The sequence below is a fragment of the Citrobacter sp. CK189 genome, assembly GCF_030333505.1.
Lineage (GTDB): Bacteria > Pseudomonadota > Gammaproteobacteria > Enterobacterales > Enterobacteriaceae > Citrobacter_B > Citrobacter_B koseri.
Genome location: NZ_JAOWFV010000013.1, coordinates 1 through 206 on the forward strand (window position 1 = coordinate 1; position 206 = coordinate 206).

Below are 206 nucleotides of genomic sequence, written 5' to 3' on the forward strand. Positions count from 1 at the left end.
GCATCCGTAGCTCAGCTGGATAGAGTACTCGGCTACGAACCGAGCGGTCGGAGGTTCGAATCCTCCCGGATGCACCATCTCTTACTTGATATGGCTTTAGTAGCGGTATCAAAATCTGCAATAAAGTAAGTTTCCCGATGCATCCGTAGCTCAGCTGGATAGAGTACTCGGCTACGAACCGAGCGGTCGGAGGTTCGAATCCTCCC

Annotated in this window: 2 tRNA genes; both read left to right on the forward strand. The window is 52.4% G+C overall.

The features are described 5' to 3' along the window. Window positions 1-77 (forward strand) — tRNA-Arg (locus OGV83_RS00100). 70 nt (window positions 78-147) lie between these two features. Then, a tRNA-Arg gene (locus OGV83_RS00105) sits at window positions 148-206 on the forward strand.